The sequence below is a fragment of the Coprococcus eutactus genome (assembly GCF_001404675.1).
GTDB lineage: Bacteria > Bacillota > Clostridia > Lachnospirales > Lachnospiraceae > Coprococcus > Coprococcus aceti.
Genome location: NZ_CYXU01000003.1, coordinates 333,136 through 359,368, shown reverse-complemented (window position 1 = coordinate 359,368; position 26,233 = coordinate 333,136). Strand labels below are relative to the sequence as shown.

Here is a 26,233-nt window from a genome sequence, read left to right as displayed (position 1 = left end):
CGAAATATATATGTGTTGATAAAACAACATATACACAATATAACACTTTGTTACTTTAAGATATCAAACCTGTAAACTAAGTAATATATGTCTTTCAACAGATACGTTATTATTCAAGTGGAATAGTAAATCTTACATTTGTTCCGGTTTTTGAATCTCCATCGATCTTCAGAGTTCCATTTAACAGATATATGATCTCCTTGATTCTGTGGAGACTGCTGTACCATGGACTGTTGGTATCATAATTGTTGTCTATACCCACGCCATTGTCGTTGATATATACATCTATGAGCTTACTGCTCAGATATATCTTGATTGAAACCTTGTTGGCATTTGAATGAACAAATATGTTGTCCATAATATCTTTAGTTATTGATAAAAGATATGTAGCTACAATACCTGGAATATTCATGGCATAATCAGCACAGTTGATGTCGTATGATATGCCACATTCAGGATGTTCATCCCTGTAACCCTGGAAAAGTTTCTCAAGATGATTCCATACAGGCTCTTCGCTGTCTGATTCTCCAGAGAGAGAATTGGCAAGTTCATCTACATGGTCGGCAAGTTTTGCCGTTGATGAGGTGAGCTCTTCGAGTGTGACCTTAGCTCTGTTGATATCTGATCTTATAAGCCAGGACAGTACATCCAGCTTGTGTGAATTGGAGTCAAGAACATCTGTGATGTCGGATTGAATCCTGTCCGCAAGCTGTTTTTTCTCATATTGGTACAATCTGAGGATATTTTTTCCGTGATCCGCTGCTGTCAGGGAATCAGTATCTGGTCCGCCTGTTTCTGTTGTATCTTCATTATTAATAGTAGATACTTCCTCAGTCACCTCCGTCAGAAGATCATCTATATGTCTGTTGGAGGTGGATAAATCAGTTATACGCTTCTTAAGCAATGCGGTTTCTTCTTCGTCCTCTTTGATCTGAAGATGAAGAGTCTGCTGCATATCCTGAAGCTCTTTTAACTGAAGCTCTATCTGAGTAGCCTTTTCCTGCTGTGAGGTGGTGTCTACTGAGAATGGTGAAAATACATTGTGACCAGTGCTTGTCTTGAAGGAGTATACATCTAATGTCTTTATAAGCTGGTCTATTTTTGCCTTGAGTTCAAAATCTTCAGTTTTGAGTGACTGAACCTGCTCAAGCTTGCTGATATATGAATCATTGAAGAAATTCAACAGATCCTGATTGGTCTTGCGCACCAATTTGAGACTTTCTATAGAAGATGTATCCATGATGAAACTCCTTTCCATAAATTTGCTGTAATCTTCATTGTAGTATACCAAAAACTGTGTGTCAACAAATGCAAAATCAACGTTTATTTCTTTTCTCTGTATGCGACGAGTCTGTTGATAGGTGTTCCCATTGCTGAGAATTTGGTCTCATACTCGGTCATGATGTTGCCTTCGTTGTATTCTGAATTGTGAAGGTCATATGTGTAGTTCTCAAGGATCCATCCTGCCTCGGGAACCTGTTCCAGAGAGAAATCAAAGAGACCTCTGTTATCAGTCTTAAATATAACTCTTCCCTCAGGGGCGAGGAGCTGATCATACAGACCAAGAAAATGTGTAGATGTGAGACGTCTCTTGGCATGCCTGTCCTTTGGCCATGGGTCCGAGAAATTGAGATATATTCTATCTACTTCATTTGTATCGAATACGTCAGTTATATATTCGGCATCCATTCTTATAAAGTAGAGATTCGTCATCTCAGGTTCAAGCTCTCTTTTCTCAAGGGCACGCACCAGGACACTTGAATACTTCTCTATGCCTATGTAATTGATATCAGGATTGCGTCTTGCAAGCTCCATGATAAACTGTCCCTTGCCCATGCCTATCTCAATATGTATAGGGTTATCATTGTCAAATAACTCATGCCAATGCCCCTTCATGCCTGTTTCATTGTGCACTACATAGTCATTTGCTGCGATAGTCTCTCTTGATCCTTTTACATTTCTCAGTCTCATAGTAATCTCCATCTATTTATTGTAAAAATCTTCTTTTTATTGAAAAAGTCATACCTTATAATAATAACATAGGCGAAAATGATATTCAAACAATATATATAACTGGTAATTTTGGTATGGGATAGGAGCAGAGTAATACCGAACAAATAAAAATGAAAAAAGTTGAAAAAAACACTTGCATTATAAAAAGAACTAATGTATACTCTAATCTGTTGTGACGAACACAACATGATAAATACGGGCCGCTAGCTCATTTGGTAGAGCACCTGACTCTTAATCAGGGTGTGCGGGGTTCGAGCCCCCGGCGGCCCACTACAAGGTGGATTGACTGCAATATAATTGTGGCTGGTCCATTTTTTTGTCACTCAGTTTGAAATCATTTGCTGGATGTCAGAAAAGTTGAAAAAAATGAGAAAAACACTTGCATTATTCTCAGAACTGATATATAATCTATTCTGTTGTGACGAACATAACAAATAAATACGGGCCGCTAGCTCATTTGGTAGAGCACCTGACTCTTAATCAGGGTGTGCGGGGTTCGAGCCCCCGGCGGCCCACTACAAGATGGATTGACTGCAATATGTTGTGGCTGGTCCATTTTTTTGTGCAAAAATCCATGGCCTTTTATTTATTTCCTTATTTGAAGATGTGTGGGTTACACGCCTTCGTTATCGAATGCTGGAATGAAGCTCTCTTTTGCTGTCTCACCCTCCTGTATAAATCCATTTTCAACGCCGATATCAATGGCATAATCCACAAGCTCATCGTATTCAGAAGGAGTTATAGTTCTGCCAAGCTCTGGAAATCTATTCTCAATTCCCGGCATAGGGGTGTACTGGTTCATGATGCTTATATATATTGAATCTTTGTATGTGTTATATAGATATGTGATTATTGACTTGGAATCATCCAGATGATCAGGAAGCTGCAGATGACGGACGATAACACCTCTCTGCATAATTCCGTCGTCATCAAAGCGGGTCTGGTCTCCTCCGCATTGTCTGACCATCTCAGATATGGAGGCTTTGGCATGTTCAGGATAGTCTGGAGCATTACTGTATTTTGCGGACAGATCCGGTGACATGAATTTGAAATCAGGAAGATACACGTCTATATATCCATCAAGTAGCTGTATCATCTCGGCCGTTTCATAACCACTGCAGTTATATACAAATGGAAGCTTGAAGTTCCGTGATCTCGCCATGTCTATAGCTGATATGATCTGTGGTATATAGTGATCCGGTGTGACAAGATTGATGTTGTTGGCACCCTTATCCTGAAGCTCAAAGAAAATGTTGCACAGCCTTGATATGGATATATCCTTGCCAGCCTTGCCTCCGGATATGGCTTTATTCTGGCAGAAGCAGCATCCAAGTGCACATCCGGAGAAAAATACGGCACCTGAACCGTTCTCTCCGGATATACATGGCTCTTCCCACATGTGTAGTGCTGCACGGCTCACCCTGACTGTGTCTGTCATATGGCAGGCACCTGTGTGACCGGATGTACGGTCTACACCGCATTTTCTTGGACACAATATGCAGTTGTTCAGGATGTGCCGGATATCCATATTATTTACCTCCAAAATAGATGATAATTGTTATTAACTGACAGGTGAATTAGTATTTGTCAGGGTCAAATGTGCTTATGAGATCAGCAAATTCCTGAAGATCAGCATTTGCTTCCATGTGCTCTATCTCACCCCTATCCATAAGCCCCGCAAGGGAAGGATTGATAGGCAGACGGATCGCGTGCCCTATATACAGGTCTCTTATGACCTGCTCAAGCTGGCTCTTGCCAAATATATAGTGCTTGTTATTGCAGTCAGGACAAATGAAATATGACATATTCTCTATCATACCAATGACAGGGATATTCATGCTGTCTGCCATGTGAACAGCCTTTCCAACGATGACAGATACGAGATCCTGAGGGGTGGTAACTACCACAACTCCATCTATAGGGATGGACTGGAATATGGTAAGTGGCACGTCGCCGGTTCCAGGAGGACAGTCGATGAACATATAGTCTATGTCTCCCCAGATGATGTCTGAGTAGAACTGCTTGACTGTTCCCGCTATGATAGGTCCTCTCCAGAGGACAGGTGTTGTCTCGTCGTCCAGAAGAAGATTCACAGACATGATCTTGATTCCTGTTTCCGTCTCATCGGGATACAGGAAATCTCCTTCTGCCTCTGGTGTCTTATGTATGCCAAATGCCTTTGGAATAGAAGGTCCTGTGATATCTGCGTCAAGTATGGCTGTCTTGTAACCCATGCGCTGCATGAGAACGGCGAGCTGACAGGTTACTGAGGATTTGCCGACTCCTCCTTTGCCGCTGACCACGGCAATAATATGCTTTATATGCGAACCTGGATGTGGCTCTATGATAAGACTCTGTGGTTCTGTTCTGCTGGAACAGCTCTGGTCACAGGTACTGCAGTTGTGTGTACAATTCTCTGACATGATACTCTCCAATCTACTGCACATGGATGTCTGTGCAATCTGTGTTGTATGCGTAAGTTACGCATTTGATTAATATATATCATTAAGAGGTTACAAAGTCAACGAAGGCAGGTACTATGAAATTTGAGAGGTGAGTTGAAATTGACGGGTGTCAAATATATAATCAGAGACATGATAATATACGGATTGTAGAGTTGAAATGAAATACCTGATAGAAAGTATTCTAATAAAGTAATTGGGCATGAAAAATACTATAAAAAGGAGAATATAGCATGGGAGTTTTATCAAATATCGAGCCATATGGAGTTTTTCGTTTCTTTGAGGAGATATGCGGGATTCCACACGGATCGTCGGATACAAAGAAGATAAGTGATTATCTGGTGAAGTTTGCCATAGACAAAAATCTGAGATATATACAGGATGAGAGCAACAATGTGATCATATTCAAGGACGGAACTGCCGGGTATGAGGACAGTGCCCCTGTCATGCTGCAGGGACATATGGATATGGTCTGTGAGAAAGATGTTGACTGTGATATTGATTTTGAGCGGGACGGACTGAGACTAGTGCTTGAGGACGGAGTGATATCCGCTGATGGAACCACCCTTGGCGGAGATGACGGGATAGCTGTGGCATTTGCACTGGCTATACTGGATGCCGATGATATACCACATCCACCGATTGAGTGTGTATTTACGGTTGATGAGGAGATAGGAATGCTGGGAGCTGCGGCGATTGACTGTAGTCCACTTAAGTCACGGATCATGCTCAATCTGGATTCTGAGGATGAGGGGTATCTGCTGGTGTCATGTGCCGGAGGTGCGTGTGCTACGTGCCATATTCCGGTTGAATATGAGAATGCAGAAGATGATCATTTAGTTGTGAAAATTATTGTAGAGGGTCTTACCGGTGGACATTCCGGCGTGGAGATCATAAAACAGAGGGCAAATGCCGACAAGCAGCTTGCAAGACTTCTATATAATATAGGAAGGGATGTTCCATACAGACTGATATCTATAAAGGGCGGTCTTAAGGACAATGCAATACCTAACAAGGCGGAGGCATATGTGGGTATTGATCCGGAGGATGTGGATAACTTTGTAAAATCTGCGGAAAAGAATGAGAAGATTCTGAGGCATGAATTTGGAAATACTGATCCAGAGCTTGTAGTGAAAGTAGAAACGGATCTGTCAGATGATCTGGGTTCATATAATAACGCGGATGATGTGCAGAACGATATGTATGGTAGAACCATGATCAACAGAGTTATGACAGAAAAGTCATCGGATATAGTTATCAGGAGTCTTATGATGATGCCAAATGGAATTCAGAAGATGAGCAATGATATAGAAGGGCTTGTGCAGACATCGCTGAATTTTGGAATATTGAATACAACTGAGGATGAGGTCACAGCAAGCTTTTCAGTAAGAAGCAGTGTACAGTCTGAAAAGGAAAATCTGATAGATCAGCTCCGATGTGTATCTGTCTCGGCTGGTGGAAGTCTGGAAGTGCAGGGGGATTATCCTGCATGGGAGTACAGACGTGATTCTCCTCTCAGAGATATTATGGTGGATGTGTTTGAAGAGCAGTATGGAAGAAAGCCTGTTATACAGGCGATTCACGCCGGAGTGGAGTGTGGTCTTTTTGCCGGTAAGCTGCCTGGTCTGGACTGCGTATCATTTGGCCCGGATATGAAAAATATCCATACCAGCAGAGAGTCTATGGATGTTGCCAGTGTACAGAGAACATGGAGGTATACACTGGGTATACTTGAGAAATTGAAGTAATTGACAGCAATATAATTTCAATAAGGAGAAAAATGATGGAAAAGGTAAAAGGATTCTTGAAGAAGAAAGACATCGTGTTCAGTGTCAAGAGATACGGAATAGATGCTCTCGGTGCCATGGCACAGGGATTGTTCTGTACTCTGCTTATCGGAACTATCCTGAACACACTTGGCAATCAGTTTGGTGTGCCATTTCTTAAAGCGGTTGTTGCGACCGTGAATGGAACAGATTATACAGTTGGAGGTCTCGCATCTGCTATGGCAGGACCTGCGATGGCGGTGGCTATAGGATATGCTCTTAAGGCACCACAGCTCGTATTGTTCTCACTGATAACAGTTGGATTTGCGGCAAATGCCTTGGGCGGCGCAGGAGGCCCGCTGGCAGTTTATTTTATTGCAGTTATTGCAACTGAACTTGGAAAGGTTGTCTCAAAGGAGACAAAGATTGACATACTGGTGACACCTCTGGTTACCATCGGAAGTGGTGTGGCTGTGTCTGCACTTCTTGCACCTACACTCGGTGCCATAGCCATGAAGGTCGGAGATCTCATCATGCTGGCTACAAACCTTCAGCCGTTCTGGATGGGTATTGCGGTATCAGTTCTCGTCGGTGTGGCACTTACACTTCCGATATCATCCGCTGCGATATGTGCGGCATTCGGACTTACAGGTCTGGCCGGCGGTGCTGCTGTGGCGGGATGTTGTGCGCAGATGGTTGGATTTGCAGTTATGTCATTCAGAGAGAATAAATGGGGTGGCCTTGTTTCACAGGGAATCGGAACATCAATGCTCCAGATGGGTAACATCATCAAGAATCCGAGAATCTGGATCGCACCTATAGTTACCTCTGCGATCACAGGTCCTCTTGCAACATGTCTGTTCAAGCTTCAGATGAATGGAACTCCTGTATCATCAGGTATGGGTACATGTGGTCTGGTTGGACAGATCGGAGTATACACAGGCTGGATGAATGATATCGAGGCGGGAAGCAAGACAGCGGTCACAGCTAAGGACTGGGTTGGTCTGATCCTAATCTCATTTGTACTTCCTGCAGTTCTCTGCCCGCTCATCAACATGGTGGTGAGAAAACTCGGCTGGGTTAAGGATGGAGATATGACTTTATCATAAAGATTGGCTGAAATCCGGTGGAAGAAAATTATCTCAAAATTGTTTCCATCAGGCAGATTACAACAGAAAAGATACAATATTTTCGCAAATAAGATTGAAATTGGCTCGAAAGATACAAATTTACAGATTTTGTGTCTTTCGGGCCTTTTTATATGGAAAAGGAGATAATATTTTCCTAAAATGGGTGATTCAGAAGGAAAAAGATACAAAATATATGGTGCTTGATTTGTGGAGTGAAAATACAGCAAAAATGAGCAGACGATAGAAAAATCAAGAATACAAAAAAAGTCCTTGCCTTGAAGTGAAATCCAAAGAGTATTATTAGATATGTCAGAGAAACAGTTCCTGACGTTTTTCGAAAATATGGTAGTTAAAACAGACAGGAGGACGCTTTAATGAAGAAATTAGGAGCATTTTTAGTGTGTGCTGTTATGGCTTTTGGACTTGTTGGATGCGGAAGTGGTGACAGCACAGAAAGTAAAAGTATCACACAGGCAGAAACCCAGACAGAGGTTGTTACGGATGCGGTCAATGAGGCCGATACAAGCAACGACAACGCTGACTCTACGGTATCAGAGGAACAGACCAGCGAGGAAAGCAGCGCTGATGAGACAGACAATGTTGACACAGAGACAGGTAAGACTCTGGTGATCTATTTTTCAGCAACTGGAAATACAAAAGATGCTGCAGAATATATAGCGGCAGAGACAGGAGCAGATATATTTGAGATCACCCCGGCCCAGGAGTATACATCGGATGATCTGAACTACAATGATGACAGCAGCAGGGTATCAAAGGAACACAATGACGAAAGCCTCAGGGATGTGGAGCTTACCACCACTGAAGTTCCTGGCTGGGAATCGTATGATACGGTATTTGTAGGTTATCCTATATGGTGGGGAACGTCTGCATGGCCGGTAGATTCATTTGTCAAGGCAAATGACTTCACTGGCAAGACTGTATATCCGTTCTGCACATCGGCGAGCTCAGGACTGGGAAGCAGTGCAGATGATCTGGCTTCTGAGGCAGGAAGCGGAGACTGGAAGGATGGTCAGAGATTCTCGTCGGGTGTGACACAGCAGGATGTGGCCGACTGGATAAGCGGGCTCGGCCTTGGACAGTAATGTGTCAGATAAGTAACTGAACAGATGTAATAAACATAGCTGGAAATAATTTGAAATTGAAATAAAAAGAAACAGGAGGATATAAAAATGTTAAAAGAAACTTACACACTTAACAATGGAGTAGCAATTCCAAAGCTTGGACTTGGAACATGGTTCATCGACGATGACAAGGTAGCAGATGCCGTGAGGGAGGCCATAAAGATAGGTTACAGACATATTGACACTGCACAGGCATACGGCAATGAGCGCGGAGTAGGCGAAGGAGTTAGAACCTGTGGTATTCCAAGAGAAGAACTGTTCGTAGTCTCAAAGGTTGCGGCTGAGCACAAGACATATGAGGAGGCCAAGGCGGGAATCGATGGAACGCTTGAGAAGATGGGACTTGACTATCTCGATATGATGATCATTCACAGCCCACAGCCTTGGGTAAAGGTAAATCAGAGCGATGACAGATACGTGGAGGGCAACAGAGCAGCATGGAGAGCACTTGAGGAGGCATACAAGGAAGGCAAGCTCAAGGCTATTGGTATATCCAATTTCCAGATCGGTGATATCGAGAGCCTTATGGAGACTGCTGAGATCAAGCCTATGGTCAACCAGATACTTCTTCACATCAGCAATACTCCGATAGAACTGGTGGATTACTGTCAGAAGAACGATATACTTGTTGAGGCTTATTCACCTATCGCACATGGTGAGATACTCAATCAGCCTGAGATCAAGGCTATGGCGGACAAGTATGGTGTGACTGTTCCACAGCTCTGCATCAGATATACTATCCAGCTCGGAACAATTTCACTGCCAAAGACGGCCAATCCAGAGCACATGAAGAGCAATACAGAGGTCGATTTCGAGATAAGTGCAGAGGATATGGAGGCTCTTAAGAATTTCAAGAAGATCGAGAGCTATGGAGCGAGCAGTGGTTTTCCTGTATATGGTGGACGTATATAATAAAGAAAAGTTCATAGCTATAGTGGACAGCCGTCAGGTTTGTATAGTTTGCAATCATAAATATCTTGCATAATATAATAGTTACCTTATAATAGAGATGTTGCTAATTTTATACATTTAGGAGGAAATGAACAATATGAAAAAGGGAACAAGTTATATTGTAGTGGCTGCAATGATGATGGGATTGATGCTGACAGGCTGTGGGGGCAATGACAATTCTGTAACTAAGGCTACAACTGAAGCTGAGACAGAAGCAGCAACAGAGGAGCAGGATACTGAAACACAGGACACTGCAGATGATACTGAGGACAGTTCGGTCGCCATTGATGAGGAGGACACAGAGGAAGATACAGAGGACAGTGAAGAGGCAGAAGCTGATCCTTCAATAGTAGGTGTATACACCAAGAATGGTTATGAGAATTCGTATTTTGGATTTAAGATCAACCTTGAAGGAAGCTATGGAATTCAGACAAGAGGTTCATTACTGACTGCCACCGATATCTCTGAGGTTGTGGAGGATTCCAATAGCGATGAGACTGTACAGAGGGCATTGGATAATCTGGACAATAGCTTTACGGTAGGAAACGATTATGCATTCTGTGCAAATGATGGTACACACTATATTCTGCTCAAAATAAAGTCCCCTAAGGGTGGTGGAAATTACGGTTATGATGTGTGGGCTGATGAGAATACAGTAGCAAAGGCAACTGTTGCTCAGATGGATACTGTTATTACATCTACAGCAAGTAGAATTGGCGCTGAAGCAAGCAATATTGAGACTGATTATTCCAAGTGTACAGTATTTGGCGAAGAGCACTACATATGTACAGCAACGGCTGATATGTCTGGAACTGAGTACTCTCTGACAAATGTAATAGTAAGATCAGATGACGGAAAGTATACGATGATAATAGCTATAGAGACACTTGGTGACAGAAATTATCAGGATATTCTGGATAACATGTTCAGTCCATTATAAATTTTACAACTTTACTTTTTCAAAAACAAAAAGTATAATACACATCGAAAGCGAGTGGCAAAGATTGCGTAAATCCAGTTTTGTCACTCGCTTTTTATGTGTATATATAATAATTTTCTAGTGTGTAGCTATTCAGCGTAAGTCCAACTAACTTAGGCGATAGCTGCTTTTTTTGTTCAGGGAAAGGAGTTTGAAGAGTGGAAGAAATGGATAAGAACAAAGAGGAAAACAGAGAGAGAAATAAGATGAAAGATATGCCAGTTGGAAAGCTGATGATCCAGATGGGTATTCCTATGATTCTTTCCATGGCGCTTCAGGCGGTGTACAACATCGTAGACAGCGCATTTGTGGGAAATATGAAGGTGGGAAGTGAGGCTGCGTTAAATGCCCTCACGCTGGTATTTCCGGTGCAGATGCTCATGGTTGCTCTGGGCATAGGCACGGGAGTCGGCACAAATGCGTTTATTGCCAGAACCCTTGGTCAGGGTGATAAGGAAAGAGCTGCCAAGGTGGCTGGCAACAGTCTGTTTCTCGGTGCTGTAATATATGTGGTGTGTTTGTTATTTGGAATATTGGGAGTGAGGAGTTATATAGTCTCACAGACTATGGACACGCAGGTCACAGAGATGGCTGTGGATTATCTAAGAATATGCTGTGTGTATTCATTTGGAATAATATTCTTCTCGTTGTTTGAGAAGCTGCTTCAGGCAACTGGCAGATCCATGTATTCAACGATAGGTCAGGTGATGGGAGCTGTCATAAACATCATACTTGATCCGCTTCTCATATACGGAGTGGGACCATTTCCTGAGATGGGTGTCAGAGGAGCCGCCTATGCGACTATTATAGGTCAGATAGCGTCTGCGGTTCTGCTGTGCGTGTTCCATCTGAGACTTAATAAGGAATTTGAACATGGATGTGCATACATGAAGCCTGACTGGAGAATCATCCGGGGAATATATGCCATAGGACTCCCGGCCATCATAGCCCAGGCACTTATGTCCATCATGGTATACGCGCTGAATCTCATTCTCAAGTTTAACCAGTCGGCGCAGACTGCATATGGTCTGTTCTACAAGGTTCAGCAGTTTGTGCTGTTTCTCGCATTTGGACTCAGGGATGCGATCACCCCGATCACGGCATACAGCTATGGAATGGGTGACAGAAAGAGGATAAATGATGCGATTAAGTATGGAATAATCTGCACAATAGTGCTGATGGTGTTTGGAATGGCTGTGACAGAGCTGTTTCCAGCTGCATTTGCCGGACTTTTTAATGCGGGACAGTCCAGAGTGTATTTTATAGACGCCATGAGGATAATCTCCCTAAGTTTCGTATTTGCCGGGGTAAATGTTGCATTTCAGGGAATATATCAGGCCCTTGAAGGCGGTGTGGAATCGCTTGTGATATCGCTGCTCAGACAGTTGATAATCATCCTGCCGCTTGCCGGAGCATTTGCGGCTCTGGTCAGAGGCGGTCAGGCGGATGTATCACTGATATGGTGGGCATTCCCGATCACGGAGATCGTGTCGTGCGTGGTGGGCATGGTGTTGCTGAGAAGGAAAATGAGGAGGGTTACTTCTTCCCTGCACCTTTCATCATTGACTTAAATGTCAGCATGAATGTTGCGCCGCATGAGAATGCGGACACTATGTCGCTGATAGGCTCGGCGTAGTAAATACTCATGACTGAGTGCGTGCAGTATGGCAGGATGATCGCGAGTGGGATTATCAGTATGACCTTTCTCAGCAGTGCAAATATAAGGGATTTGCCTGCTTGTCCCATGGATATGAAGGACTGCTGACATCCGTTCTGTATGCCAAAGAACATCATTCCGAATATGTATATCGGAAGAACTTTTGCACAGAGTGCTTTGAGGGATTCATCCGAGGTAAATATTCCGGCTGCCACGGACGGAAACAGGAATGCGGCCCCAGCCAGGACAAATGACACTATGATGGACATGGTTATCAGTATGGTACATGTCTTCTTCACTCTGTCCACGTTGCCCTTGCCGTAGTTGTAGCTGATGATGGGCTGGACTCCCTGGGAGAAACCGCTCATCGGGATAAATATAATCTGCATGATACTTTGGAGTATGGTGAATGATCCCACGTACAGGTCATCGCCGTACTTCTGGAGCCCGTGAGTGAACACGATGGTTATAAGGCTCTCCGTGACCTGCATGATAAATGGTGACACACCGAGAGCTGCAATTGACAGGATCAGCTTGCCCTGTGGACGCATCATCTGCGCTGATATGCGAAGACTAGCCTTGTCGGATGTCAGAAATCTGATAACCCATGCCGCACTTATCGCCTGGGATATGACGGTCGCTATGGCCGCACCCTTGATTCCGAGGTTCAGTGCAAATATGAATATCGGATCGAGGATGATGTTGAATATGGCTCCTATGAGCACAGAAAACATGGCGGTCTTTGACTGTCCCTGGGCTGTGATAAATGTGTTCAGTCCGGTGGTGATCATGACAAATATAGTGCCTATAAGGTAAATGCTCAGATAGTCATCGGCATGTGGATAGGTGGCATCGCTGGCACCGAAGAAATACAGAAGCGGTTTCTTCAATGTGTAGATGACAGCCATAACAATAACTGTAAATATGATGAGCAGGGTTACGCCATTTGACAGGATGCGCTGTGCCTTGTCCCTGTCGCCTTTACCGAGAGCAATGGAAGCCAGAGGTGCTCCGCCCGCGCCCACGAACACGCTGAATGCACTTACAAGGGTGATGATCGGGAGACACAGTCCGATTCCGGTGAGGGATGCTGCGCCTACCTCGGGGATATGTCCTATGTATATTCTGTCCACTATGTTGTATAAGAGATTGATGAGCTGCGCCACAAATGTTGGAATGCCCATGGAGAGCATAAGTTTAAATATCGGCGCCGTGCCCATCCTCTCTTCGGAATTTGAAGAAATTGTACTTGTGTTCATAACTACTCCTTAATGTTGATAACTTTATAAAATCCGATGAAAACTCCGTCGTTCATCGTGGGGACGGAGGTACATGCCCCTCCGTCCTCAAGTCTAATGTATAGGATATTTCAGTTGGGTGGTGTAGTCAATCTGCAAATAATAAAGAAAGTATAAAATAAATGATAAGTGGAAAAAGTCCAGCAAATATGCGGGAAACAGTAAAAAACGAGTGAAAATATAGCAAAAACTTGAAAAATTATTCTTGACAAATTTACTAGGAAAGCGCATTATGGTTACAGATATAAGATAAACCGTTGATCAAGAGGAGTAGCGGCATATAACATGTTCAGAGAGTTGCAGGTGGTGTGATTGCAGCGATGGGAGTGCAGGTGAATGGACTTGTGAGGGCAAACCGAAAGATTTGAGATTCAAGTAGGGGAGACGGAGACCTACCGTTATAGAAGGTACATATATGATTGTATATGGTCGAGGGCATCGATATATATAAATATATATAAATTATTTATATATATTTTTTTTATTTATTGATGAAATTAGGTGGCACCGCAGGAGATTAGATTTCTTGTCCTAATGTTTGTAGGATAAGGAATTTTTTTATGTCCTGTGGTGCTTTTTTAGTTTGCAGAAAGACATGTGACATTTGATAGATCCTTTGACGATAGCCTGATAGACATATATGAAAGAGATGAGCACAGGGAAATTTATTGAATGCATGATAGTGTTCAAAAACAAGGAGGATGAGACATGATAAGACCAGAACTTAGTGAGGCAAAGAAATATGCGGCGGGCGGATACAGGATGGTTCCGGTGTGTTGCGAGATGTTATCGGATGTGATCACACCGATCAACTTACTCAGAAAGCTGAAAGCGGCAAATGAGCACTGTTACATACTTGAGAGCGTGGAGAATCAGGAGGTGTGGGGACGGTACACATTTCTTGGTTACAATCCAAAGCTTGATGTCACATGCATGAATGGGCACATACAGCTCAAGGATATAGATGGAAATGTGATAAAGGAAGCGGACGATATTCATCCTGAGGTATTCATCAGAGAGATACTCAAGGATTACAGGAGTCCGAAGATAGAAGGACTTCCAACGTTTACAGGAGGTTTTGTCGGTTACTTCTCATATGATTATATAAAGTACAGTGAGAAGAAGCTTGTGATCGATGCCGATGACGATGAGGAATTTCAGGATCTGGATCTCATGCTCTTTGACAAGGTCATAGCATTTGACAATTTCAAGTCAAAGCTGATCCTCATTGCAAATGCTGACACGTCCGATATAGAAGCCGGATATGCAAAGGCACTTGCTGACATAGAAGATATGAAGAAGCTAATCCTCGATGGAGAGATGGCTGAGATAGAGCCGGTTAAGATGAAGAGTGATTTCAAGCCTCTGTTCAATAAAGAAAAATATTGCAGCATGGTCGAGAGGGCAAAGAAGTACATATTCGAGGGAGATATCTTCCAGGTGGTTCTGTCCAACAGACTTGAGGCTGAGATGGAGGGTTCACTGTTCAATACATACAGGGTTCTCAGAAGCACAAATCCTTCTCCATATATGTTCTACTTCAGCGGCGACCAGATAGAGGTTGCGGGCGCATCACCTGAGACACTGGTAAAGCTTGAGAATGGCGTGCTCCACACATTTCCTCTTGCTGGAACGAGACCGAGGGGAAAGACAAAGGAAGAGGATATGAGACTTGAGGCCGGACTTATGGCGGATGAGAAGGAGCTGGCGGAGCACAACATGCTGGTGGATCTCGGAAGAAATGATCTTGGTAAGATAAGCAAGTTCGGAACTGTTGAGGTTGAGCAGTACATGAAGGTTCAGAGGTACTCACATGTAATGCATATCGGGTCAACGGTCAAAGGAGAGATCGATGACAGCAGGTATGATGAGCTGTCAGCCGTGGATGCGGTACTTCCAGCAGGAACCCTCTCGGGAGCACCGAAGATCAGAGCGTGTCAGATCATCAATGAGCTGGAGGACAACAAGAGAGGAATATATGGCGGTGCCATAGGATACATAGATTTCACAGGGAATCTTGATACATGTATAGCCATAAGGATCGCATACAAAAAGGGTGACAAGGTATTTGTCAGATCCGGAGCAGGAATCGTGGCGGACAGTGTTCCGGCAAATGAGTTCCAGGAATGTATCAACAAGGCAAAGGCAGTTACAACAGCACTCACAATGAGCGCCTTTCATGCGCATGCACAACAAATATAAGGAGGACAAAATAAATGACAATACTTATAGATAATTATGACAGCTTCTCCTACAACCTGTATCAGCTTGTGGGGGCAATAAATCCGGATATAAAGGTTATAAGAAATGATGAGTTCACCTGTGAGGAGATCGAGGCGATGAATCCGGATCACATAATCATCTCACCGGGACCCGGAAGACCTTCGGATGCGGGAATGTGTGAGGAAGCGGTGAGATATTTTGCAGGAAAAGTACCAATCCTCGGCGTGTGTCTCGGACATCAGGCGATTTGTGAGACATATGGTGCGACAGTCACATATGCAAAGAAACTTATGCATGGAAAGATGTCGCTGGTTGATGTGGATCTGAACTGCAGATTGTTCAGAGGACTTCAGAGCAAGATACAGGTTGCCAGATATCATTCACTGGCAGCAGCCGATGAGAATTTCCCGGAATGCCTGGAGGTCACAGCCAGGACGGAGGATGGAGAGATCATGGCAGTAAAACACAGGAATTATGAGGTATATGGAGTTCAGTTCCATCCCGAGTCGATACTGACACCGAAGGGCAAGATAATGCTCAGAAATTTTTTAGAGATATAAATTGATATAAAATAAGGAGGATATGGCGATGATACAGGAAACTCTTAAGAAGGTAGCAGCAGGACAGGATCTTACATACGATGAGGCATATGCCAGCATGGATGAGATATTCAGTGGCCAGGTGCCGGGAGAGACAACGGCGGGATATCTCACAGCGCTTCACATGAAGGGCGAGACGCTTGACGAGATAACAGCCAGTGCAAATGGAATGAGAGACCATGCGGAGTCTCTTCCACATGACGGAATAGATGTTCTTGAGATCGTGGGAACAGGCGGAGATTGTGCGAATTCATTTAACATATCGACAACGAGTGGTATAGTTGCAGCAGCGGCCGGAGTACCGATCGCAAAGCACGGTAACAGAAGCGTATCAAGCAAGAGTGGCGCAGCGGATGTCCTTGAGGCCCTTGGTGTAAATATCTCCATATCACCTGAAAAGATGGGCAAGGTTCTTGCTGAGTGCAACATGAGCTTTATGTTTGCCCAGGTTTATCACAAGGCGATGAAATATGCAGGTCCGGTCAGAAAGGCACTTGGAATACCGACAGTATTCAATATCCTTGGTCCTCTCACCAACCCGGCAAAGGCTCAGATGCAGATCATGGGAGTATACAAGGAGGAGCTTGTTGATCAGATGGCTCCTGTACTTGTTGGTCTTGGTGTAAAACGGGGACTTGTCGTATACGGACAGGATTGTCTGGATGAGATATCCATGAGCGCACCTACAACAGTTGCAGAGATCAAAGATGGCGGGATCACAAAGTACGAGATCAAGCCAGAGAATTTCGGATTTGAGAGATGCAGCAAGGAGGATCTGGTGGGCGGCGATCCTGAGGAGAACGCGCAGATTACCCGCGATATCCTGTCAGGCAAGATTAAAGGAGCCAAGAGAAATGCAGTTGTACTGAACGCAGCAGCTTGTATCTACATCGCAGGCAAGGCAGATTCCATAGCGGATGGAATCAAGGTTGCAGAGGACGTGATCGACAGTGACAAGGCTGCTGAGACGCTTGATGCATTTGTAAGACTGACAAATGAGTAGATAAGTTTCATCACAGACTATGATAGAAAGTTGTATAGAGAGGTAAGAGATGATATTAGATGAGATAGCTGCAAAGACAAAGGAACGTGTGGCGGAGCAGAAGAAAAAAGTTCCTCTTGAGGAGATGAAGAGACAGGCACTTGATATAGTTGCCAGAGAGACGGATAACGGCAGCAGCCCATATAGTAAGTTCCCATTTAGAGATAATTTGGCAGCGGATGGAATATCGTTTATCTGTGAGGTCAAGAAGGCTTCGCCTTCCAAGGGGCTTATCGCACCGGACTTTCCCTATGTTGAGATCGCAAAGGAATATGAGGCGGCTGGTGCTTCAGCCATATCGGTGCTCACTGAGCCGTTTTATTTCCAGGGAAGCAATCAGTTCCTGATGGATATAAAGAAGGAGGTAAATATACCGCTGCTGAGGAAGGATTTTACAGTTGACGAGTATATGATATATGAGGCAAAGGTCATAGGAGCCTCGGCGGTGCTTTTGATTTGCGCAATATTGGAAGACGAGCAGCTTGCCTCATATCTTCGGCTTGCGCATGAACTTGGGATGTCGGCTCTGGTTGAGGCTCACGATGAGGATGAGGTCAGACGGGCGATAGCCTGCGGAGCCGGCATCATCGGAGTGAACAACAGGGATCTCAGAACATTTACGGTGGACATCATGAACAGCGTTCGTCTTAGAAAGCTGATACCGGATACGGTGCCAGCCACCCATATGGGGACGGAGGTACCTGTCACTGGTACAGGAGCTGCGGCTGACACTTTAGCACCCCAGAAGATGGTGTATGTGTCTGAGAGTGGAATCAAGGCAAAAGAGGACATAGACAGGCTCAAGGCAAATGGAACTGATGCGGTGCTCATAGGTGAGACATTTATGAGAAGTCTCGACAAGAAGAAGTTGTTTGCGGAACTTAGAGGCGAGTAACATATTATATAGAAGAAACACAATACAAAAGTGTAGAAATTACATTTGAAAATATATCTGAGAAGACAAAAACAGGAGGAAAAACATATGTCAAAAGGCAGATTTGGCGTTCACGGCGGCCAGTACATTCCAGAGACTCTGATGAATGCGATGCTGGAGCTGGAGGAGGCTTACAAGAAATATAAAGATGATCCGGAGTTCAACAGAGAACTCACGGAGATGCTCAACGAGTATGCGGGAAGACCTAGCAGACTTTACTATGCGGAGAGAATGACAAAGGATCTGGGCGGAGCGAAGATATACCTCAAGAGAGAGGATCTGAACCACACAGGAGCGCACAAGATCAACAACGTAATCGGACAGATGCTCCTTGCCAAGAGAATGGGCAAGACAAGAGTTATCGCGGAGACCGGTGCCGGACAGCATGGAGTTGCAACAGCTACAGTTGCAGCCATGATGGGCATGGAGTGTGAGATATACATGGGCGAGGAGGACACGATCAGACAGGCTCTCAACGTGTACAGAATGAGACTTCTGGGTGCAAAGGTTCATCCGGTAAAGACTGGAACAGCCACACTGAAGGATGCGGTATCTGAGGCATTCCGTGAGTGGACAAGCAGGATCGATGACACACACTATGTACTCGGCTCAGTCATGGGACCATATCCTTTCCCTGAGATCGTCCGTGATTTCCAGGCTGTGATCAGTAAAGAGATCAAGGCACAGCTCATGGAGAAGGAGGGAAGACTTCCTGATGTCGTCATGGCATGTGTGGGCGGCGGTTCAAATGCCATCGGAGCTTTCTATGATTTCATACCTGACGAGAGCGTCAGATTGATCGGCTGTGAGGCAGCAGGCAGAGGTGTTGATACATTTGAGACAGCGGCAACCATCGCAACCGGAAAGCTTGGTATATTCCACGGCATGAAGTCCTACTTCTGTCAGGATGAATTTGGTCAGATCGCACCTGTATATTCGATCTCAGCGGGACTTGACTACCCGGGAATCGGACCTGAGCATGCATACCTTCACGACATCGGACGTGCAGAGTATGTGGCGATCACAGATGACGAGGCAGTTGATGCATTTGAGTATCTGTCAAGGATCGAGGGAATCATCCCTGCGATAGAGAGCGCACACGCTGTGGCTTACGCCATGAAGCTGGCACCTACAATGGATAAGGATAAAATAATAGTGATCAATGTATCAGGACGTGGCGATAAGGACGTTGCAGCCATCGCAAGATACAGAGGGGAGGATCTTCATGAGTAATATATCAAAAGCATTTGAGCATGGAAAAGCATTTATACCATTTGTGACATGTGGCGATCCGTCGCTGGATGTGACAGAGGAGGTAGTATACGCAATGGTTGAGGCCGGTGCAGACCTTATAGAACTGGGAATCCCATTCTCAGACCCGACAGCCGAGGGTCCGGTCATTCAGGGCGCAAATATAAGAGCGCTGGCAGGTGGCGTGACGACAGACAAGGTATTTGACCTTGTGAGAAAGCTCCGCAAGAAAGTTACAATACCTATGGTGTTCATGACATATGCAAATGTCGTGTTCTCGTACGGTTCGGAGAGATTCATCAGCACATGCAGGGAGATCGGCATAGACGGTCTGATCCTTCCTGACATTCCTTACGAGGAGAAGGATGAGTTTGACGAAATCTGCAAGCAGTATGATGTGGATCTCATTTCACTTATCGCACCGACATCCCATGAGAGAATATCCATGATCGCAAATGATGCGAGTGGATTTGTGTATGGTGTGTCATCACTCGGTGTAACTGGAACAAGAACCAAGATCACCACAGACATAGGTGCAATGGTCAATCTGGTGAAGAAGGCAAAGAACATCCCTTGCGCTGTAGGCTTCGGAATATCCACACCTGAGCAGGCAAAGCAGATGGCGGAAAAGTCAGACGGTGTCATCGTCGGTTCAGCCATCGTCAAGCTGTGCGCCCAGTACGGCAAGGACTGTGTGCCTTATGTGAGAGATTATGTGAAGAGTATGAAGGATGCGATAAGGTAGGAAATTATAGATACTAATTTGGGTATGCATTTGTGGATGCATATTTAAGAGAGTCGGAGAAATCTGGCTCTCTTGTGTTTTATAGATATATTTATAAATATGTTGACACCACAATTAGTTTTTGATATAACATATACATCAGCGATTGCTGATATCCATAATGAAAATTGAATAAATTATATTTTAAGTAGAAGAGTTTGAAAACATGATGAGTAGCAAGTGCTACAAGTCTGCGATCATGACTCTTTTTTTGTTGCCTTTTGGGCATGGGGCAGATTTCAAATGAAAACTGAATATGCATCTGCCCGGTATCCGGGGCAGCAAAGAATACGGACACAGCGACTGTCGTCGGCTGAAAAATGACAGACCGGGGAGTGGGCACCATGGAGGTGTGAGCTGGTGAAGCTTCAGATAACACATTGACAACATTTTGTAGATTTATTTTAGGTTTATTTTTTCATTATGGAGGTAACGATTATGAGATATTCATTTACAGAAAAGACATCACACAGACAGCAGGAGACAGCATACATGCTTTATATGATCATCGGCAGCTATTTTCACAGATGCAGCTGCAGATCAAAGGCGTTGGAGGAGAATCTCTTCCTTTATTATAAGGAGCTTCAGGAGAAGAGACAGGTGGAGAAGGAGAGACAGATCATCAGAGTCAGCGAGGGTGTGCTGAAAGACAATATGACAGATCTTGCGGAGATGAATGCTGAGGTGGTTATCTCAAGGGCAGATGATCTGTATATATTAAGATTTTACACAGGATTTGAGAGAGTCGTGGTGACTGTCGATGAGAAAGGCTGCTATGAGATAAGCCTGGGTAGGGATGAACTAGCGGTATAGAAGGTGTTGTGAGCAAACAGATGAAGTATAGTGGCAGTTGTTCAGGGCATAAATAAACTTGAGCAACTGCCGTGTTTTTACTTGATATGGGAACTAATGTTCGATATAATAGATGCAGGTTTTAGCCTAGAGTAGGAGACTTTTATGGATCATTTTGAATTGGTATCGGAATACAAGCCCACCGGAGATCAGCCGGAGGCAATAGAAAAATTGGTAAAGGGTTTTCAGGAAGGTAATCAGTTTGAGACGCTGCTGGGTGTAACCGGATCTGGTAAGACTTTTACCATGGCGAATGTCATACAGCAGCTGAATAAGCCCACGCTTATACTTGCACATAACAAGACTCTGGCGGCGCAGCTTTATGGGGAGATGAAAGAATTTTTCCCGAACAATGCGGTGGAGTATTTTGTATCATACTACGATTATTATCAGCCGGAAGCATATGTGGCGTCTACGGATACTTATATTGCAAAGGATTCGTCTATTAATGACGATATTGACCGGATGAGACATAGTGCAACAGCTGCGCTCATAGACAGAAAGGATGTCATAGTGGTTGCATCTGTATCGTGTATATATGGCATCGGTGATCCGGACGAGTACAGGAATCAGATGTTGTCGTTTAGAGTTGGCATGATAAAGGACAGAGATCAGGTCATCGATGAACTGACAGATATACAGTATGACAGGAATGACATGGATCTGCAGAGAGGCACATTCAGAGTGCGTGGGGATGTACTTGAGATAATTCCTGTGTCAACATTTGACGATGGAATAAGGATAGAGTTTTTTGGTGATGAGATAGACAGGATCACAGAGTTTGATCCGCTCACTGGAGAGGGAAAGAGGGATCTGACATATACCTGTCTGTTCCCGGCGTCCCACTATGTGGTTGGACAGGAGAAGATGGAGAAGGCACTGAAGAGGATAGAGGCGGAGCTCAAGGACAGAGTTGCTTACTTCAAGTCAAAGGATAAACTCATCGAGGCACAGCGTATCGAGGAGAGAACTAACTTTGATATGGAGATGATGAGAGAGACTGGATTTTGCTCTGGTATAGAGAACTATTCCGGTCCGCTGGCTGGAAGATCAGCCGGAGAGACGCCGAGCACACTTCTGGATTTCTTTGATGATGACTTTCTTCTTATTATAGATGAGTCACATATGACTGTGCCTCAGGTTGGCGCGATGTATTCGGGAGACCGATCCCGTAAGATGAATTTGGTTGACTATGGATTCAGGCTTCCATCGGCACTTGACAACAGACCACTCAACTTCTCGGAATTTGAGCAGAAGCTTGATCAGGTCATGTTTGTATCAGCCACACCGGGCAAATACGAGGAGGAGCACCAGATGCTTATGGCTGAACAGATCATCAGACCTACAGGACTTCTTGATCCGCCGGTTGAGGTCAGACCGGTGGAAGGTCAGATAGATGATCTGCTGAAAGAGGTTCGCAAGGAGACCGAGCAGGGACACAAGGTACTTGTGACAACACTTACCAAGCGTATGGCTGAAGATCTCACCAGCTATATGAGGGACAATGATATAAAGGTAAAATATCTGCACTCGGATATAGACACCATGGAGAGAGTTGAGATAGTGAGAGATCTCCGCCTTGGAGTATTTGATGTGCTTGTTGGAATCAACCTTCTGAGAGAGGGACTTGACATACCGGAGATCACTCTGGTGGCAATACTGGATGCTGATAAGGAAGGTTTCCTGAGATCGGAGACATCACTCATCCAGACCATAGGAAGAGCAGCCCGAAATGTGGATGGACATGTCATCATGTATGCGGATACTATCACGGGTTCTATGAAGTATGCCCTCGATGAGACGAGCAGACGTCGTGAGATACAGCAGAAGTATAATGAGGAACATGGAATAACCCCTAAGACTATAGAGAAGAGCATAAGGGATCTCATAACCATAGAGGTGAAGAAGGAGGAACTTCCAGATGAGGATAAGGACGCTGAGTCCATGACGAAGAAGGAGCTTCAGAAGGTTATCGCCAAGCTGACCAAGAAGATGAATATGGCGGCAGCAGACCTCAACTTTGAGGTGGCGGCGGAGATCAGAGATCAGCTCAAGGTGTACAAGGCGGCACTGAGAGATTATGATAAAGAATAGATGGATGCAGGGTAGATAATTAAGATATAACAAATATAAATGATAAAGAGAAAAGGTTAGATCAAGATGGAAGACAATAAGAATTATGAACGTGGTGAGCATCTGGAGAATATAACGGATGCGAGCATGAAAGATGATGATTATTTCAACGCCAGCAGGAATATTGACAGGAAGTATATTACTATTGAGGGCGCACGTGAAAATAATCTGAAGAATATCAATGTCAAGATTCCAAGGGACAAATTTGTTGTCGTGACAGGACTTTCGGGATCAGGTAAGTCTTCACTGGCATTTGACACGATATATGCGGAGGGACAGAGACGATACATGGAGTCGCTGTCCTCCTATGCGAGACAGTTCCTTGGACAGGCTGAGAAGCCGGACGTGGACAAGATAGAGGGACTTTCCCCTGCAATCTCCATAGATCAGAAGTCAACAAACAGAAATCCTCGATCCACAGTTGGCACTGTCACTGAGATATACGACTATTTCAGACTTCTCTATGCCAGAGTGGGAATACCACACTGCCCGAACTGTGGTAAGGTCATAAGCAGACAGACGGTTGACCAGATGGTGGATGAGATCATGAAGCTACCTGAGAGGACAAAGTTCATGGTGCTTGCGCCTGTGGTCAGAGGCCGAAAGGGAGAGCATGTAAAGCTGCTGGAGAAGGCAAAGAAGAGCGGATTTGTCAGAGTGGTTGTCGATGGCAGCATGTATGAGCTGTCGGAGGAGATAAAGCTCGATAAGAACAAGAAGCACAGTATAGATATAGTAGTCGATCGTCTGGTTGTAAGACAGGATGTGGAGAGGCGACTCACAGATTCCATAGAGACCGCACTTCAGCTTGCAGAGGGGCTTATGAAAATTGAGGTGATCGGGGAGAGGGATGAGAATGGTGTTCAGAAGGAGAATACCATTATCAATTTCTCAGACAGCTTTTCATGCCCGGATTGCGGAATCAGCATAGATGAGATAGAGCCGAGAAGCTTTTCGTTCAACAATCCATTTGGCGCATGCCCGACATGTGCAGGTCTTGGCTTCAAGATGGAATTTGATCCGGATCTTATGATACCCGATCAGAGTTTGTCGATAAATGATGGAGCCATAGTGGTTCTGGGATGGCAGTCATGCAATGATGGCAAGAGCTATTCAAATGCAATACTCAAGGCACTCAGTGCGGAGTATGGATTCTCTCTTGATACGCCATTTCAGGATTATCCACAGGATATAAAAGATCTCTTATTATATGGAAAGAACTCTCGCCCGGTTAAGGTGCATTATAAAGGACAGCGCGGGGAGGGAGTGTATGATATAACATTTGAGGGACTCATAAAGAGTGTTGCCAGAAGATACAGGGAGACATCTGCGGAGTCCACAAAGGCCGAGTATGAGACATTCATGACTGTAACTCCGTGTGAGGTCTGTGGTGGTAAGAGACTTAAGCCGACAGCCCTTGCTGTTACAGTTGGAGATAAGAATATTGCCGAACTTACAGAGCTTCCTATCACAGAACTTGCAAAGTTTATGAAGGATCTGGAACTCACTGACAGACAGAAGATGATAGGTGCGGCCATACTCAAGGAGATAAGGTCGAGACTGCATTTTCTTATTGATGTGGGACTTGACTATCTGTGTCTGAGTAGAGGTACAAGCACGCTCTCAGGTGGAGAGGCACAGAGAATAAGACTTGCCACGCAGATAGGTTCAGGTCTGGTCGGAGTTGCATATATTCTGGATGAGCCTAGTATCGGACTTCACCAGAGGGACAATGACAAGCTGATAGCAGCGCTCAAGAATCTGAGAGACCTTGGAAATACGCTTATCGTTGTAGAGCACGACGAGGATACCATGAGGGCGGCGGATCACATTATAGATATAGGACCGGGAGCCGGTGCAAATGGTGGATATGTGGTAGCTGAGGGTACGGCTGAAGATATTATGAAATGTGAGAATTCTATCACCGGTGACTACTTAAGTGGCAGGAAGAAGATAGAGGTTCCGGATGTGAGGAGAAAGCCAACCGGATGGCTCACTGTCAAGAATGCTTATGAGAACAATCTCAAGCATATAGATGTGGACATACCACTTGGAATCATGACATGTGTGACGGGTGTGTCTGGTTCAGGAAAGAGTTCTCTGGTAAATGAGATCTTGTATAAGAAGCTGGCGAGAAGACTCAACAAGAGCAGGATTAAAGCAGGAAAGCACGACCATATCATTGGCTATGATGCTTTGGATAAGATTATCAATATAGACCAGTCACCTATAGGTAGAACGCCGAGATCCAATCCGGCTACTTATACAGGTACATTTGATCTGATAAGGGATTTGTTTGCTGGAACCAAGGATGCCAAGGCAAGAGGTTACGGCAAGGGAAGATTCAGCTTCAATGTATCTGGTGGACGATGCGAGGCGTGTCGAGGAGATGGAATAATCAAGATAGAGATGCACTTCCTGCCAGATATATATGTGCCATGTGAAGTGTGCGGAGGAAAGAGATATAACAGGGAGACTCTGGAGGTCAAGTACAAGGGCAAGAGTATCAATGAAGTCCTTGACATGACAGTTGACGAGGCATGTGAGTTCTTTGCAAATGTGCCAAGGATACTGAGGAAGATAGAGACTCTCCGCGATGTTGGACTCGGATATATCAAGCTGGGTCAGCCATCCACCACTCTGTCGGGCGGAGAGGCGCAGAGAATCAAGCTTGCAACAGAGCTTTCGAGACGAGGAACAGGAAAGACGATATATGTGCTTGATGAGCCAACCACGGGACTTCATTTTGCTGATGTGCACAGACTTGTGGATATACTCAGAAGGCTCAGCGAGGGCGGCAACACAGTTGTGGTTATCGAACATAATCTTGACGTTATCAAGACCGCAGATTATATTATTGACATGGGACCTGAAGGAGGTGCTGGCGGTGGAACGGTCATTGCCAGAGGAACTCCTGAGGAAGTTGCGAAGATACCTCAGTCCTATACAGGACAGTATCTGAAGAGGTATCTCGATATGTAAGGGATGTGTAGAATAATTACATCGGAGGTAGATGA

General features: G+C 44.6%; 20 protein-coding genes and 2 tRNA genes. 17 read left to right on the top strand and 5 right to left on the bottom strand.

Annotated features, from left to right (window positions below):
- Window positions 1–109: 109 nt before the first annotated feature.
- Together ARA78_RS08600 and trmB are read right to left on the bottom strand one after the other, a co-directional pair.
- Window positions 110–1,240, bottom strand: a complete 1,131-nt coding sequence (locus ARA78_RS08600; protein WP_055222374.1) for an ATP-binding protein — start codon at window positions 1,238–1,240, stop codon at window positions 110–112.
- A gap of 83 nt (window positions 1,241–1,323) precedes the next feature.
- On the bottom strand, window positions 1,324–1,971 hold the full coding sequence (gene trmB, locus ARA78_RS08595; protein ID WP_015534422.1) for a tRNA (guanosine(46)-N7)-methyltransferase TrmB: 648 nt from the start codon (window positions 1,969–1,971) through the stop codon (window positions 1,324–1,326).
- Window positions 1,972–2,210: 239 nt separating this feature from the next.
- On the opposite strand from trmB, the gene ARA78_RS08590 reads away from it, so the two are divergent.
- Window positions 2,211–2,283: transfer RNA gene (locus ARA78_RS08590), tRNA-Lys, on the top strand.
- A 172-nt stretch (window positions 2,284–2,455) separates the two neighbouring features.
- Window positions 2,456–2,528 (top strand) — tRNA-Lys (locus ARA78_RS08585).
- Between the two features lie 98 nt (window positions 2,529–2,626).
- Here ARA78_RS08585 and ARA78_RS08580 read toward each other — a convergent pair.
- A complete protein-coding gene (locus ARA78_RS08580; RefSeq protein ID WP_055280377.1) occupies window positions 2,627–3,541 on the bottom strand; it encodes a radical SAM protein in 915 nt (304 codons plus the stop codon).
- 49 nt (window positions 3,542–3,590) lie between these two features.
- Window positions 3,591–4,436: an Mrp/NBP35 family ATP-binding protein gene (locus ARA78_RS08575; protein WP_055280376.1), complete on the bottom strand. Its 846-nt coding sequence runs from the start codon at window positions 4,434–4,436 to the stop codon at window positions 3,591–3,593.
- Between the two features lie 272 nt (window positions 4,437–4,708).
- Here ARA78_RS08575 and ARA78_RS08570 point away from each other — a divergent pair, with 272 nt between their 5' ends.
- From ARA78_RS08570 to ARA78_RS08545, 6 genes are all read left to right on the top strand, one after another.
- Complete coding sequence (locus ARA78_RS08570) at window positions 4,709–6,223, top strand: aminoacyl-histidine dipeptidase (RefSeq protein WP_055280375.1); 1,515 nt, start codon at window positions 4,709–4,711, stop codon at window positions 6,221–6,223.
- Window positions 6,224–6,258: 35 nt separating this feature from the next.
- Entirely contained in the window at window positions 6,259–7,350 is a 1,092-nt protein-coding gene (locus ARA78_RS08565) for a PTS transporter subunit IIC (RefSeq protein ID WP_055280374.1), read from the top strand.
- A 395-nt stretch (window positions 7,351–7,745) separates the two neighbouring features.
- Entirely contained in the window at window positions 7,746–8,474 is a 729-nt protein-coding gene (locus ARA78_RS08560) for a flavodoxin (protein ID WP_055280373.1), read from the top strand.
- An 87-nt stretch (window positions 8,475–8,561) separates the two neighbouring features.
- Window positions 8,562–9,425 (top strand): aldo/keto reductase, encoded by an 864-nt coding sequence (locus ARA78_RS08555; protein ID WP_055222377.1) that lies wholly within the window; start codon window positions 8,562–8,564, stop codon window positions 9,423–9,425.
- Window positions 9,426–9,561: 136 nt separating this feature from the next.
- Complete coding sequence (locus ARA78_RS08550; RefSeq protein ID WP_022217400.1) at window positions 9,562–10,404, top strand: hypothetical protein; 843 nt, start codon at window positions 9,562–9,564, stop codon at window positions 10,402–10,404.
- 206 nt (window positions 10,405–10,610) lie between these two features.
- Window positions 10,611–12,014, top strand: a complete 1,404-nt coding sequence (locus tag ARA78_RS08545) for an MATE family efflux transporter (RefSeq protein ID WP_055280416.1) — start codon at window positions 10,611–10,613, stop codon at window positions 12,012–12,014.
- On the opposite strand, the gene ARA78_RS08540 is transcribed toward ARA78_RS08545, so the two are convergent.
- A complete protein-coding gene (locus ARA78_RS08540; RefSeq protein ID WP_022217402.1) occupies window positions 11,980–13,359 on the bottom strand; it encodes an MATE family efflux transporter in 1,380 nt (459 codons plus the stop codon). The two genes, ARA78_RS08545 and ARA78_RS08540, sit on opposite strands and share 35 nt — an antisense overlap.
- A 747-nt stretch (window positions 13,360–14,106) precedes the next feature.
- Here ARA78_RS08540 and ARA78_RS08535 point away from each other — a divergent pair.
- From ARA78_RS08535 to uvrA, 9 genes are all read left to right on the top strand, one after another.
- On the top strand, window positions 14,107–15,600 hold the full coding sequence (locus ARA78_RS08535) for an anthranilate synthase component I family protein (RefSeq protein ID WP_055280372.1): 1,494 nt from the start codon (window positions 14,107–14,109) through the stop codon (window positions 15,598–15,600).
- A gap of 14 nt (window positions 15,601–15,614) precedes the next feature.
- Window positions 15,615–16,181: an anthranilate synthase component II gene (locus ARA78_RS08530; RefSeq protein WP_055145999.1), complete on the top strand. Its 567-nt coding sequence runs from the start codon at window positions 15,615–15,617 to the stop codon at window positions 16,179–16,181.
- Between the two features lie 28 nt (window positions 16,182–16,209).
- Window positions 16,210–17,223, top strand: a complete 1,014-nt coding sequence (gene trpD, locus ARA78_RS08525) for an anthranilate phosphoribosyltransferase (RefSeq protein ID WP_055280371.1) — start codon at window positions 16,210–16,212, stop codon at window positions 17,221–17,223.
- Between the two features lie 49 nt (window positions 17,224–17,272).
- Window positions 17,273–18,157 (top strand): indole-3-glycerol phosphate synthase TrpC, encoded by an 885-nt coding sequence (gene trpC, locus ARA78_RS08520; RefSeq protein WP_055280370.1) that lies wholly within the window; start codon window positions 17,273–17,275, stop codon window positions 18,155–18,157.
- Between the two features lie 87 nt (window positions 18,158–18,244).
- Window positions 18,245–19,429, top strand: a complete 1,185-nt coding sequence (gene trpB / locus ARA78_RS08515) for a tryptophan synthase subunit beta (protein ID WP_055280369.1) — start codon at window positions 18,245–18,247, stop codon at window positions 19,427–19,429.
- Window positions 19,422–20,192 carry a tryptophan synthase subunit alpha gene (gene trpA / locus ARA78_RS08510; protein ID WP_055280368.1) on the top strand — a complete coding sequence of 257 codons (771 nt, stop codon included), beginning with the start codon at window positions 19,422–19,424 and terminating at the stop codon, window positions 20,190–20,192. Before trpB ends, trpA begins: the two co-directional genes overlap by 8 nt.
- Window positions 20,193–20,669: 477 nt before the next feature.
- The gene (locus ARA78_RS08505; RefSeq protein ID WP_015534409.1) at window positions 20,670–21,044 is read left to right on the top strand and encodes a hypothetical protein; all 375 of its coding nucleotides are present in this window, start codon (window positions 20,670–20,672) and stop codon (window positions 21,042–21,044) included.
- A gap of 144 nt (window positions 21,045–21,188) precedes the next feature.
- Window positions 21,189–23,177, top strand: coding sequence for an excinuclease ABC subunit UvrB (gene uvrB, locus ARA78_RS08500; RefSeq protein ID WP_015534408.1), 1,989 nt, complete (start codon window positions 21,189–21,191; stop codon window positions 23,175–23,177).
- 126 nt (window positions 23,178–23,303) lie between these two features.
- The gene (uvrA, locus tag ARA78_RS08495) at window positions 23,304–26,198 is read left to right on the top strand and encodes an excinuclease ABC subunit UvrA (protein ID WP_055280415.1); all 2,895 of its coding nucleotides are present in this window, start codon (window positions 23,304–23,306) and stop codon (window positions 26,196–26,198) included.
- The last annotated feature ends 35 nt before the right edge of the window (window positions 26,199–26,233 follow it).

Excerpts from the sequence above, each read along its gene's own strand:
- ARA78_RS08545 (WP_055280416.1), top strand. The coding sequence starts at position 10,611 with ATGGATAAGAACAAAGAGGAAAACAGAGAGAGAAATAAGATGAAAGAT.
- trpA (WP_055280368.1), top strand. The coding sequence starts at position 19,422 with ATGAGTAATATATCAAAAGCATTTGAGCATGGAAAAGCATTTATACCA.
- trpC (WP_055280370.1), top strand. The coding sequence starts at position 17,273 with ATGATATTAGATGAGATAGCTGCAAAGACAAAGGAACGTGTGGCGGAG.
- ARA78_RS08550 (WP_022217400.1), top strand. The coding sequence starts at position 9,562 with ATGAAAAAGGGAACAAGTTATATTGTAGTGGCTGCAATGATGATGGGA.
- ARA78_RS08575 (WP_055280376.1), bottom strand. The coding sequence starts at position 4,436 with ATGTCAGAGAATTGTACACACAACTGCAGTACCTGTGACCAGAGCTGT.
- ARA78_RS08600 (WP_055222374.1), bottom strand. The coding sequence starts at position 1,240 with ATGGATACATCTTCTATAGAAAGTCTCAAATTGGTGCGCAAGACCAAT.
- ARA78_RS08560 (WP_055280373.1), top strand. The coding sequence starts at position 7,746 with ATGAAGAAATTAGGAGCATTTTTAGTGTGTGCTGTTATGGCTTTTGGA.
- ARA78_RS08505 (WP_015534409.1), top strand. The coding sequence starts at position 20,670 with ATGAGATATTCATTTACAGAAAAGACATCACACAGACAGCAGGAGACA.
- ARA78_RS08565 (WP_055280374.1), top strand. The coding sequence starts at position 6,259 with ATGGAAAAGGTAAAAGGATTCTTGAAGAAGAAAGACATCGTGTTCAGT.
- uvrB (WP_015534408.1), top strand. The coding sequence starts at position 21,189 with ATGGATCATTTTGAATTGGTATCGGAATACAAGCCCACCGGAGATCAG.
- ARA78_RS08555 (WP_055222377.1), top strand. The coding sequence starts at position 8,562 with ATGTTAAAAGAAACTTACACACTTAACAATGGAGTAGCAATTCCAAAG.
- trpB (WP_055280369.1), top strand. The coding sequence starts at position 18,245 with ATGTCAAAAGGCAGATTTGGCGTTCACGGCGGCCAGTACATTCCAGAG.
- uvrA (WP_055280415.1), top strand. The coding sequence starts at position 23,304 with ATGAAAGATGATGATTATTTCAACGCCAGCAGGAATATTGACAGGAAG.
- trpD (WP_055280371.1), top strand. The coding sequence starts at position 16,210 with ATGATACAGGAAACTCTTAAGAAGGTAGCAGCAGGACAGGATCTTACA.
- trmB (WP_015534422.1), bottom strand. The coding sequence starts at position 1,971 with ATGAGACTGAGAAATGTAAAAGGATCAAGAGAGACTATCGCAGCAAAT.
- ARA78_RS08535 (WP_055280372.1), top strand. The coding sequence starts at position 14,107 with ATGATAAGACCAGAACTTAGTGAGGCAAAGAAATATGCGGCGGGCGGA.
- ARA78_RS08570 (WP_055280375.1), top strand. The coding sequence starts at position 4,709 with ATGGGAGTTTTATCAAATATCGAGCCATATGGAGTTTTTCGTTTCTTT.
- ARA78_RS08540 (WP_022217402.1), bottom strand. The coding sequence starts at position 13,359 with ATGAACACAAGTACAATTTCTTCAAATTCCGAAGAGAGGATGGGCACG.
- ARA78_RS08580 (WP_055280377.1), bottom strand. The coding sequence starts at position 3,541 with ATGGATATCCGGCACATCCTGAACAACTGCATATTGTGTCCAAGAAAA.
- ARA78_RS08530 (WP_055145999.1), top strand. The coding sequence starts at position 15,615 with ATGACAATACTTATAGATAATTATGACAGCTTCTCCTACAACCTGTAT.